The following is an 11,277-nucleotide window of genomic DNA, read 5'->3' as shown; positions in this document are numbered from 1 at the left end:
GATTTTTGGCGGATATTATTCCCACTCGATCGTACCCGGAGGCTTCGAAGTCACGTCATAGACTACGCGATTGATACCGCGTACTTCATTGATAATACGGGTAGCCGCATTTCCAAGGAAGTTCATGTCGTAGTGGTAGAAGTCAGCAGTCATGCCATCAACCGAAGTCACTGCACGCAGTGCACAGACGAATTCATAGGTACGGCCGTCACCCATAACGCCAACGGTCTGAACCGGAAGCAGAACGGCAAAAGCCTGCCAGATAGCGTCGTAAAGGCCAGCCTTGCGGATTTCATCAAGATAGATCGCATCTGCTTCGCGCAGGATTTCAAGCTTTTCGCGCGTGATGCCGCCCGGGCAACGGATCGCAAGACCCGGACCGGGGAACGGATGACGTCCGATGAAGCTGTCAGGAAGACCCAGTTCCTTGCCCAATACGCGCACTTCGTCCTTGAAGAGTTCGCGCAGAGGCTCGACCAGCTGCATGTTCATGCGCTCTGGCAAACCGCCAACATTGTGGTGCGATTTGATCGTGACTGAAGGACCACCCGTAAACGAGACACTTTCGATAACGTCCGGATATAACGTACCCTGCGCAAGGAAGTCTGCGCCGCCGAGCTTTTTCGCTTCTTCTTCGAAAACTTCGATGAACAAACGCCCAATGGTCTTACGCTTCTTTTCCGGATCGCTTTCGCCTTCGAGAGCGCTAATGAAGCGGTCCTGCGCGTTCACGAGGATCAGCGGCAGGTTATAATGCTCCTTGAACATGGCCACCACATCGGCAGCCTCGTTCTTGCGCATCAGGCCGTGGTCCACGAGGATACAGGTCAGCTGATCGCCAACGGCTTCGTGGATCAGGAGAGCGGCAACTGAGGAGTCAACGCCGCCAGAGAGAGCGCAGATGACCTTGCCCTTGCCGACCTGCTTGCGAATGGCGTCAACTGCCTGTTCGCGATAGGCAGACATGGTCCAGTCAGGCTTGATGCCGACGATGTTGTGAACGAAATTCTGAAGCAGCTTTGCACCATCTGGCGTGTGCACCACTTCCGGGTGGAACTGAACTGCGAAGTACTTACGCTTTTCATCCGAAATTGCTGCGAAAGGTGCATTTGGCGACGTGCCAATAACCTTGAAGCCTTCAGGAAGCGCTGTAACGCGGTCGCCGTGGCTCATCCAGACCTGATGACGTGTGCCCTTAGCCCAGATGCCAGCGAACAGCGCGCTGTCTTCCTGAACTTCGAGGAACGCGCGGCCGAATTCACGGTCGTGACCGCTTTCGACCTTGCCACCCAGCTGGGCGCACATGGTCTGCTCGCCATAGCAAATGCCAAGAACGGGAATGCCCGCCTCGAAAATTGCCTGCGGCGCGCGCGGACTGCCGATGTCCGTTGTCGAGTGTGGACTACCCGACAGGATCACAGCCTTCGGATTGATGCGCTTATAGGCATCTTCCGCCGACTGGAACGGAACGATTTCGGAATAGACTCCGGCTTCACGTACGCGGCGTGCAATCAGCTGCGTGACTTGGCTGCCAAAGTCGACGATAAGGATAGTGTCAGGATGTGCCGTGGTGCTCATGCGGAGCATCTAGATAAAAAGCGGCCAAAATGCAATGGAAGAAGTGCCACGTTTCAACAATCAAACAGAGAAACTTGGCCTATACTGACATATCCTTGTCAGGAAGTATCAGGGTGCCATCCAAAATCGCTGCTTCCAGCTCTTCAACCGCGCTTGCGAGCTTCTCGTCGATAACATGGAGATACTCGGTCCAGTCGCCCACATGCTGCAATTCTCGTACGCCGTCGGAAACGCCACGCAGGCCAATCAGCGTGATGCCGTATGCCTGACATGCACGCAGGCAGGCGTAGGTCTCCATATCCACCATATCGGTATCAATTGTATCATAGGCTTTTCCGGAGACGATATTCGCACCGGTTGAAAGCGACGCACTGGGAAGACCCGGCACCAGACAGAGCAAATCAAGGGTTCTCGGCAAGTCCAGAAATGGTGTGCAGCCTTTTTCAAAGCCTAAGGGTGAAGCGTCCATATCGCGGTAAGCAACCGATGAGACCTGATAGATTTCAGTCTGCGGGAGTGTCGCGGATCCAGCTGAGCCGAGCGAGACGATCAGATCGGGCAATTCGCCCTGCTGTTCGAATAGGGTGAGAACACGCGTCAGATTGATTGCAGCTTCGACCGGACCGACGCCGATCATCAATGGCGAGAAAAGCGAGCTCAGATATGGACCATATTCCGATTCTGTCGCCATGACATAAAGAAGACGTTTTCCTGCAATGGTTTTGATCATCCCTGCAGGCCCTTACGATCCTGAACAACCATCATCGTGCCAGTCATGGTCGCAATGAGACGCACCTCTGTGTCTGTCACAGCGAAAGCCTGACCATCGCTGACCATAATTGTCCGACCGGGCTTGGTAACCTCGCCGCGAAACAGAAAACGGTCACCTTTACCTGGGGCCAACAGATTGACTTTGAACTCGATTGTAAGCACGGCAGCATCAGTCGGCATAAGACTAAGGGCTGCATACCCGCAGGCAGAGTCCAATGCCGCAGAAATGATGCCCGCATGGAGAATACCGTGCTGCTGTGTCAGCTCTTCGCGAAACGGCATTTCGACTTCAACAATGCCTGGCTCACAGCGCGTGAGTTCCGCGCCGATCAATTTCATGGCCGCCTGGCGTCCAAAACTCTCTTCAACGCGCTCTTTAAAATCAGGCTCGGCAATTCTGTGCGCTGGCATAAAGTTCCCTGAGATTAGCCTCGTTTTTGTAGAACGCCCACATAAAACCCATCGGTATCCGTTGACAATGGAGAAAATACGCTGCCCCGCGCAGGATACACCGGCGCAACCGCACCGGCTTCCGGAACTACCCTGTTCCAGAGTTCCGACGGGGCAATTTCTGAATAGTTGCTGTTCTCAGAAAGGAAGCGTTCAACCTGTCGTGTATTTTCTTCGTCAAATAGCGAACAGGTCACATAAACCAGTCGTCCGCCCGGCTTCACGTAATGCTTGGCTGCTTCCAACACTTCCTGTTGGTCCTGCACACGACGTTCAAGCTGCTGATCATTGAGACGCCATTTTGCGTCCGGTCTGCGTCGCCACGTGCCCGAACCGGTGCATGGAGCGTCGGTCAGCACAAGATCCATACGCTCGATAAGCGGAGCGAGTGCATCAAGGTTACCGTGGATCTGCGTGTTGCGGACGCCCGCTCTCTGCAATCTGTCATGCATCGGCGAAAGCCGCGCGCGTTCGGCATCATAAGCGTGAACCTGTCCGCTATTGTGCATAGCGGCAGCCAGCGCCAGCGTCTTGCCACCCGCACCCGCACAATAATCCAGCACCTGCTCTCCGGGCTTCGCACCTGCAAACAGGGCAGCCAGCTGTGATCCCAGATCCTGCACCTCAAACCAGCCGTCAAGAAAGGACTGATCGGTCTGCACATTGGGATGACGTCCAAGCGCTTCAATCGGCGGAATACGCAAGGCCTGATCAAGAAACGGTGCCTTTGCAACGCCCGCCTTTTCAAGGGCTTGGAGCGTTGCTTCAGGCGTGGCTTTCAGCAGGTTCACTCTGAGATCGACTGGTGGGCGTGTGGCAAGGGCTGCGGCCTCTTCCACCCATCGTTCACCAAACAGCGCTTCAAATGACGGGACGCACCATTCGGGCACATCGGCTTTCACAAATGCTGGTGCTGCAGAAAGATCGCGACTGGCCCAGGCTTCGCGACGTGCGGTTTCCAGAGGTTCAGGGGCAAATTTATCGCCTTCAAGCGTGGCATCAATGGCTGCGAAATCCATGCCACCTTCGGAGACCAGCGCGCCATGGGCCAATGCACGTGCATCATCCGCATCCATGCGCCACGCAATGGATAGTTTGCGGCGAAGCGCATCATAAACAATATTGCCGATAACAGCACGATCGCCAGCACCGGCAAAGCGATGCGATGCACCCCAATCCTTCAGCGCATCGGAAGCCGGGCGCTTGCCCGCTTCAATATCGTTCAGAACCTCAATCGCCGCCTGAAGGCGTCCGCCAAGCCGCATTACCACTCCTTCACATCTTAAGTGTCGGGCATAGCCTTCCTTGATGGGAAAAGGCAATCGGCAATTAGAGCGCGGTGTATTTTATCATGCCGCAATTGATCCCCTCAAAAGCAAAAAGCCGGAACAATCGTCCCGGCCTTTTAAATGGTTGCTAAGTCGCTTACTCAGCCGCTGCGGTCGACTCTTCTTCAAGAGCGATCGTATTGGCCTCATAGCCATGCGCATCTTTCAATGCTTTGCGAACACCAGCTTCATAATCAGGGTGCGCAAGCTTGAAATGAGCGAGTTGACGCTCGACGATGAAGCCCGGAACACCGGTCATTGCCGCCGCAATATTCGAGAACAGGCGCGCTTTCTGCCCATCGTCGAACAGATTGAACAGGGCACGCGGCTGCGAGTAATCATCGTTGCCGATACGATGATTGTACCGATCGGCGTTACCAGTAATCCGCAGCGGCGGTTCCTTGGCCGTTGGTTGCTCAACCGGACCATTGAACGAGTTTGGCTCGTAATAGGCATCGGGGTTACCCGTCGCAATACCGCCAAAAGTGTTCATCTGACCATCGCGATGGTAGTGGTGCACTGGGCATTTCGGCTGGTTGACCGGAAGGTTCTCATAATGCGTACCAAGGCGATGACGATGCGCATCGGCATAAGAGAACAGGCGTGCCTGCAGCATCTTATCTGGCGAATAGCTGACACCCGGCACGATGTTTGATGGCGAAAACGCAGCATTTTCAATCTCGGTGAAGTAATTTTCCGCATTGCGGTTGAGTTCCATCACGCCAATATCGATCGGCGGATAGTCGGCATGCGGCCACACTTTGGTGAGATCGAAGGGGTTATAAGGCGTCTTGTCAGCATCAAGCTCAGGCATGATTTGCACCTGAACTTTCCACTTTGGGAACTCGCCCTTGTCGATGGAAGTGAACAGATCTTCCTGCGTGGATTCACGTGTACGGCCGATCACGCGCTCAGCTTCATCATTGGTCCAGTGCTTGTGACCCTGCAAGGTCTTGAAGTGAAACTTGACCCAATAACGCTCACCGGCATCATTCCAGAATGAATAGGTATGCGAGCCATAACCGTTGATATGGCGTACATCCGTTGGAAGGCCACGATCAGACATCAGGATCGTAACCTGATGCAGGCTTTCCGGCGAAAGCGACCAGAAATCCCACATGGCAGTTGCCGAACGCAGGTTGGTCTTTGGATGACGTTTCTGGGTGTGAATGAAGTCCGGGAACTTCAATGGATCACGCACGAAGAAAACTGGCGTGTTGTTGCCAACCAGATCCCAATTGCCTTCTTCGGTGTAGAACTTCAATGCAAAGCCGCGCACATCGCGCTCGGCATCAGCTGCACCCTGCTCACCGGCAACAGTCGAGAAGCGAGCCAGCATTGGAGTTTTGGCACCCGGCTGCAGCGCCTTGGCCTTGGTGTATTTCGAAATATCGCCAGTAATTGTCAGCGTGCCGAATGCACCCCAACCCTTGGCGTGAACGACGCGCTCAGGAATACGCTCACGGTTCTGGTGCGACAGCTTTTCAATCAGCTGATAGTCCTGCAACAGAACAGGACCGCGCTCACCAGCGGTAAGGGAATTCTGGTTATCCGGGATTGGCGCACCAGCGCTTGTAGTCATAATCGGACGGTCTGCCATGGGAATTTCCCTCCTAAAATAAATTGGTCTATCCAGCAATCAGCCTGGCTTTTGGCGCGACATAGCCCTGCTATGCCCCACTCTCGCTGGGTAACGAAAACAGTTTAGACTTGTTCCAATAATAATCTCCAATTGCTTTTTGTGTTATTATTGATAGGATTTTCTTATCATGTTTACGATCAGACAAATGCGCTACTTCGATGCACTTGCCAGCACGCTACATTTTAGAAAAGCCGCTGAGCTCGCGCATATCTCTCAGCCTGCCCTCTCGGCACAGATTGCTGAAATGGAAGCCGTCGCTGGCGCGCCACTATTCGAGCGCTCACAACGTAAAGTCATTATGACAGAGCTTGGCCGTGAACTTCTCCCCGGCATCAGAACGATTCTCAAAGAGCTGCACGCGCTGGAGGAAATCTCGGCACAAAGCAAAGGCTTGCTGCAAACACAGTTGCGCCTTGGGATTATTCCGACCGTTGCACCTTATGTCGTGCCCCATCTCATTCCACTACTCAGAGACCGGCATCCGTCTTTCCGTCTGCAACTGCGTGAAAGTGTAACGGCAAAACTACTTGATGAACTTCATGCTGGTGAAATCGACGCTATCGTTGCGGCACTTCCAATCGCAGATGAGCGACTTGCGCATCAAAAACTGTTCGACGACCGCTTTCTGATAGCCACTTCAAGCAATGACCAGACGATACTCTCCTCACCCATGACACAGGATAGTGTGGTGCTGGATCGTTTGCTGTTACTGGAAGAAGGCCATTGCATGCGCGATCAGGCGCTGGCGGTCTGCTCATTGCCGTCGAAGCGACAGCTGGTGAAATATGGCGCAACCAGCATGACGACACTGCTGCAAATGGTGAGCCATGGCATGGGCCTGACGCTGATCCCGGAAATTGCCGTTCGTGCCGAGGCACGCAGCAATCACATGCGCATCGTTCCGTTTGAAGGTGAACAGCCCAAACGGGAAATAGCACTTTTGTGGCGAAGGCAAAGTAAGCGCCGTAAAGATTTTCATGCTCTTGCCGAATGCATCGTCGAAAGCGCCAGCAATCTCCTCATCAGCGATGATGAGTTACCGTCGCTTGCAAAATAAAAAGGCGACCCGAAGGCCGCCTTGGTATTATATCTTGCACCATCCAGTGGATATTACATGCCGCCCGGATAATTCGGGCTTTCACGAGTGATTGCCACACCATGGGAATGGCTTTCACGCAAGCCCGCATTGGAAATGCGCACGAAGGTCGCTTTATCGCGGAACTCTTCGAGTGTCTTCGCACCGACATAACCCATGGAAGCGCGTAGGCCACCGGCAAGCTGATGCAGAACGGCTGAGATCGGGCCCTTGTAAGCGACCTGACCTTCGATGCCTTCTGGTACCAGCTTCAGCTCGTCACGCACTTCCGCCTGGAAATAGCGATCTGCCGAACCACGAGCCATTGCACCGACTGAGCCCATACCACGGTAGGATTTGAACGAACGACCCTGATGCAGATAAACTTCGCCCGGGCTTTCTTCCGTACCCGCCAGAAGCGAGCCTGCCATAGCTGCGACCGCTCCGGCAGCAAGCGCCTTGGCGAAATCGCCGGAGAACTTGATGCCACCATCGGCGATTACCGGAATGTTGTGCTTGTGAGCTGCTTCAACCGCCGACATGATTGCGGAAAGCTGCGGAACGCCAACGCCTGCAACAATACGCGTCGTGCAGATCGAACCCGGTCCGATACCAACCTTGACGGCATCCGCACCCGCATCAATAAGCGCCTGCGTACCACCAGCGGTGGCAACATTGCCTGCGAGAATAGCGACATTCGGATAGGCCTTCTTGATGCGTGCAACCGCATCAAGAACACGCTGCGAATGACCATGCGCCGTATCAACCACGAGAAGATCAACGCCTGCATCAATCAAACGTTCGGCACGCTCATAGCCGTCTTCACCAACGCTCGTGGCAGCAGCAGCACGCAAACGACCCTGTGCATCCTTGGCAGCATTTGGATTAAGCTGCGACTTCTCAATGTCCTTGACCGTGATGAGGCCAACGCAGCGGCCTTTATCGTCAACAACCAGCAGCTTCTCAATACGGTGTGCATGCAGCAAGCGCTTGGCTTCATCCTGCTGCACGTTTTCACGCACAGTGATGAGGTTTTCGCGCGTCATCAGTTCATAGATTTTCTGTGCCGGGTCAGAAGCAAAGCGCACATCGCGATTGGTCAAAATGCCAACCAGACGACCCGGGCCCTTGGTTGCATTTTCAACGACCGGAATACCCGAAATACCGTGTGCTTTCATAAGCGCCTGTGCGTCGGCAAGTGTCGCATCTGGTCCGATTGTGACAGGGTTTACCACCATGCCAGATTCAAACTTCTTGACCTGACGGACTTCCTCGGCCTGGCGCTCAGGTGTCAGATTACGGTGAATAACACCAATGCCGCCCGACTGCGCCATGGCGATGGCCAAACGCGATTCGGTTACGGTGTCCATTGCAGCGGAAAGCAGGGGCAGGTTAAGCTCGATATCCTTGGCAATACGTGTGCGCAGATCGACCTGTCCGGGCATCACCTCGGAATGACCCGGCTGCAAAAGCACATCATCGAAGGTGAGAGCGAGCGCGCCAGTGGAAGATTCCACGATTTTTGCCATTGCCAATTCCTTTACCGGTTTTACCGAATGAGAAAAGCCGCCTCTCCGGTAAACATCCGGGAGCAGCGACTAGACTGGGTTTCGTGTTGAATTGGCACCGGCTGGTAACATGGTTATGACTGCTTGGAAAGTCTTTTGCGGACAAGTTTCAGTTACTGATAACGATTTTCATGATAAATCGCCCGCATACTTTGTGTAATTGGCCCAAAGGGGGCACAATGCGTAAATCATATCAACGCGTTCCACTCATTCGCCGTTCACGGGCAATGTGGATGTCTCCACGTTTGTGGAAGCCCCGGCTCGTTTTTTGGTGCGGGGCGATCGCAATTGGCCTTATCAGCGTCGCCTTTGCAGAAGCCGCAGATATCGCACAGGACTGGTTCAAGAGATTGACCGATGGTTCAGCCAGCCCATGGCGGGCTTGGTTGCCGCTCATCATCACACCACTTGGCTTTATGCTATGCTCCTGGATCGCAATCGCCTGCTTTCCCGGCTCTGGCGGCAGCGGCATCCCGCAGGCGATTGCTGCCCGTCACCTGAACAATCATGAAGACAGGACGTTGCTGCTCTCGTTGAAGATTGCATTTGGTAAGATCGTTCTGACCATCGTGGGCCTTTTTTCAGGCGCATCCATCGGGCGTGAAGGCCCCACCGTGCAGATCGGCGCATCGATCATGCTGTTATCGGCACGCATCGGCAGCATGGAGCAAGCGCGCGGACTCATTCTGGCAGGCTCAGCAGCCGGCATTGCCGCAGCCTTCAATACACCGCTTGCGGGCATCGTGTTCGCCATCGAAGAAATGGGGCGTGCCTATGCAGCGCGAACCAACGGTCTGGTTCTCTCGGCAGTTATCCTTGCAGGTCTCGCCTCACTCGGCCTCGTCGGCAATTATAATTATTTCGGCCTGACGACTGTAACCGTTACAACCCATATGGATTGGGTTCTGGTGATTGGCTGCGGTGTGATCGGCGGCGCATTCGGCGCTGCATTCAGCGCGCTCGCACTCAACCTGACAAATCGTGTACGCCGCCGCGTGCAGAAAGCTCCGCTTCGGGATACGGTACTGATAGCAGGCGCTTGTGGTCTGGTGATTGCCATCAGCGGCATTGCATCAGGTGGAGCAACTTTTGGCACCGGATATGATCAAGCGCGTAGCGCCGTGGAAGGTCTGCCGCTGTCTCCATTCTACTTCGTAGAGAAATTTATTGCAGGACTTCTCTCTATGGTGTCCGGTATTCCCGGCGGCATATTTGCACCATCCCTATCCGTTGGTGCTGGACTTGGCAGCACCATAGGACTGCTTCTGGGGACCAGCATCAGTCTCGCAGCTGTTCTGGGTATGGCGGGCTATTTTGCCGGCGTTGTGCAGGCACCCATGACTGCATTTGTCATCATTCTGGAAATGACCGGCAACCACAACAATGTCATTCCGCTGATGTGTGCATCGATGCTGGGATATGGCACCGCGCGCCTCATCTCACATGAGCCGCTCTATCACGCCTTGTCGCGAACATTCGTGGCAGATGTCTTGCGCCAGCGTCGCGCAAGGGAAAAGAATATATCGTCTGAATAAACAATCATCTTTGGGGGAGGACATACCTATGGATCGAAGAACATTCGCAAAATCGCTTGCGGGGTTTGGGACAATACCCTTCTTAGTCGGTTCGGCAACAGCAGCACAAAGGGGAGAAGAAAGCATGCTGGAATTGATGGGCGGAAGCATTACCGATGTGCCGGGAATGAAACTCGGGCATCACACGCTGACCAAGCGCCCCACCGGCTGCACCGTTTTGCTTTGCGAAGAAGGAGCAACCGCAGGCGTTGATGTGCGTGGCTCTGCACCCGGCACGCGCGAGACTGATCTTCTTGATCCAATGAATTATGTTCAACAGGTACAAGCAATTCTGTTGTCCGGCGGCAGCGCCTATGGCCTGAGTGCTGCGACCGGTGTGATGCGCTATCTCGAAGAAAACAACCTGGGTTTCAAGATCGGCAAGGGTGTTGTTCCGATTGTGCCTGCCGCGATCCTGATGGATCTTGGCGTTGGAGATTTTTCCGTTCGCCCCGATGAAGAAGCCGGATATCTGGCGTGTAAGGCAGCAAAAGCCGAAGCCTCCGGCGAAGGTAATATTGGCGCAGGTGCCGGTGCAACTGTCGGCAAAATGTTTGGCATGGAATATGCGATGAAGGGTGGCCTTGGCACAGCGAGCTACAAGGTTCCCGGAACAGACGTCGTGGTTGGCGCCATCGTTGCCGTAAACGCTGTGGGTGATGTTTACGCCCCCAACTCGCAGCAGATATTGGCGGGCGCGCGTAACGAAGACGGCAAAGGCTTCCGCAACATCATGGACTCGCTCATGCAGGGCCGCAATGTCGTCAAGTCTGGCGGGGCCAACACGACCATCGGCGCCATTGCAACCAATGTTCCGTTCAACAAGGCTGAGCTCAAAAAGATCGCTGGCATGGCGCATGACGGTTTTGCCCGTTCGATTAACCCCATCCACACAATGTGGGATGGCGATACGATCTTTGCGCTCTCGACAGGCAAGGCAGAAGGTGTTGAAGCTGATGTAACTGCCATTGGTGCTATTGCCGCAACTGTGATGGCTCATGCCGTTGCCCGTGCGGTGATGCAAGCTGAAAGTCTGCCAGACCTGAACCTGCCCGCCCATCGGGACTATGTTTAGAGTATTTGAGCCAAAAATAAGAACCGGCTTTGCGTTCGGAAAAGTGTAAAGACAAATAGATAGAGCGGTTCCAACGATTTGATATCAACTGGAACCGCCCTACTCGGAAAGTTCTCGATAACCACATAAACACGCAGCGATTGAAACGATCCGTAATATACGCGATATGAGAAGCGGCTCTTACAGAGCCTGATATTGGAATTAGAGCGCCGCGCG

9 protein-coding genes are annotated in these 11,277 nt (G+C 54.3%); 3 read left to right on the top strand and 6 right to left on the bottom strand.

Annotation, left to right across the window (positions count from 1 at the left end; all coding sequences use genetic code 11):
• Positions 1–15 precede the first annotated feature (15 nt).
• From guaA to katA, 5 genes are all read right to left on the bottom strand, one after another.
• Entirely contained in the window at positions 16–1,578 is a 1,563-nt protein-coding gene (gene guaA / locus C9380_RS19715; RefSeq protein ID WP_024897770.1) for a glutamine-hydrolyzing GMP synthase, read from the bottom strand.
• A gap of 79 nt (positions 1,579–1,657) precedes the next feature.
• Positions 1,658–2,308, bottom strand: a complete 651-nt coding sequence (locus tag C9380_RS19710; protein WP_128094373.1) for a 5'-methylthioadenosine/S-adenosylhomocysteine nucleosidase — start codon at positions 2,306–2,308, stop codon at positions 1,658–1,660.
• Positions 2,305–2,760 (bottom strand): PaaI family thioesterase, encoded by a 456-nt coding sequence (locus C9380_RS19705; RefSeq protein ID WP_024897768.1) that lies wholly within the window; start codon positions 2,758–2,760, stop codon positions 2,305–2,307. Before C9380_RS19705 ends, C9380_RS19710 begins: the two co-directional genes overlap by 4 nt.
• Before the next feature lie 14 nt (positions 2,761–2,774).
• Positions 2,775–4,064, bottom strand: coding sequence for an RsmB/NOP family class I SAM-dependent RNA methyltransferase (locus C9380_RS19700; protein ID WP_128094372.1), 1,290 nt, complete (start codon positions 4,062–4,064; stop codon positions 2,775–2,777).
• A gap of 160 nt (positions 4,065–4,224) precedes the next feature.
• Positions 4,225–5,727 (bottom strand): catalase KatA, encoded by a 1,503-nt coding sequence (gene katA / locus C9380_RS19695; RefSeq protein WP_100557747.1) that lies wholly within the window; start codon positions 5,725–5,727, stop codon positions 4,225–4,227.
• Between the two features lie 169 nt (positions 5,728–5,896).
• Between katA and C9380_RS19690 the strand changes: the two genes are divergently transcribed.
• Entirely contained in the window at positions 5,897–6,826 is a 930-nt protein-coding gene (locus C9380_RS19690; protein WP_024897765.1) for a hydrogen peroxide-inducible genes activator, read from the top strand.
• Positions 6,827–6,879: 53 nt separating this feature from the next.
• On the opposite strand, the gene guaB is transcribed toward C9380_RS19690, so the two are convergent.
• The gene (gene guaB / locus C9380_RS19685) at positions 6,880–8,373 is read right to left on the bottom strand and encodes an IMP dehydrogenase (protein ID WP_024897764.1); all 1,494 of its coding nucleotides are present in this window, start codon (positions 8,371–8,373) and stop codon (positions 6,880–6,882) included.
• Between the two features lie 218 nt (positions 8,374–8,591).
• On the opposite strand from guaB, the gene C9380_RS19680 reads away from it, so the two are divergent.
• Positions 8,592–9,947 (top strand): chloride channel protein, encoded by a 1,356-nt coding sequence (locus C9380_RS19680; RefSeq protein ID WP_128094371.1) that lies wholly within the window; start codon positions 8,592–8,594, stop codon positions 9,945–9,947.
• A gap of 28 nt (positions 9,948–9,975) precedes the next feature.
• Positions 9,976–11,061, top strand: coding sequence for a P1 family peptidase (locus C9380_RS19675; RefSeq protein ID WP_128094370.1), 1,086 nt, complete (start codon positions 9,976–9,978; stop codon positions 11,059–11,061).
• The last annotated feature ends 216 nt before the right edge of the window (positions 11,062–11,277 follow it).

The organism is Brucella pituitosa (assembly GCF_003049685.1).
Classification (GTDB): Bacteria; Pseudomonadota; Alphaproteobacteria; order Rhizobiales; family Rhizobiaceae; genus Brucella; species Brucella pituitosa.
Note: the sequence above shows the minus strand (reverse complement) of the source record. Positions and strands in the feature narration are given on the sequence as shown.

What these genes read in the sequence shown, in the direction of transcription:
- C9380_RS19710 (WP_128094373.1), bottom strand. Translation starts at nt 2,308, where the DNA reads ATGATCAAAACCATTGCAGGAAAACGTCTTCTTTATGTCATGGCGACA.
- C9380_RS19675 (WP_128094370.1), top strand. Translation starts at nt 9,976, where the DNA reads ATGGATCGAAGAACATTCGCAAAATCGCTTGCGGGGTTTGGGACAATA.
- C9380_RS19690 (WP_024897765.1), top strand. Translation starts at nt 5,897, where the DNA reads ATGTTTACGATCAGACAAATGCGCTACTTCGATGCACTTGCCAGCACG.
- guaA (WP_024897770.1), bottom strand. Translation starts at nt 1,578, where the DNA reads ATGAGCACCACGGCACATCCTGACACTATCCTTATCGTCGACTTTGGC.
- guaB (WP_024897764.1), bottom strand. Translation starts at nt 8,373, where the DNA reads ATGGCAAAAATCGTGGAATCTTCCACTGGCGCGCTCGCTCTCACCTTC.
- C9380_RS19705 (WP_024897768.1), bottom strand. Translation starts at nt 2,760, where the DNA reads ATGCCAGCGCACAGAATTGCCGAGCCTGATTTTAAAGAGCGCGTTGAA.
- katA (WP_100557747.1), bottom strand. Translation starts at nt 5,727, where the DNA reads ATGGCAGACCGTCCGATTATGACTACAAGCGCTGGTGCGCCAATCCCG.
- C9380_RS19680 (WP_128094371.1), top strand. Translation starts at nt 8,592, where the DNA reads ATGCGTAAATCATATCAACGCGTTCCACTCATTCGCCGTTCACGGGCA.
- C9380_RS19700 (WP_128094372.1), bottom strand. Translation starts at nt 4,064, where the DNA reads ATGCGGCTTGGCGGACGCCTTCAGGCGGCGATTGAGGTTCTGAACGAT.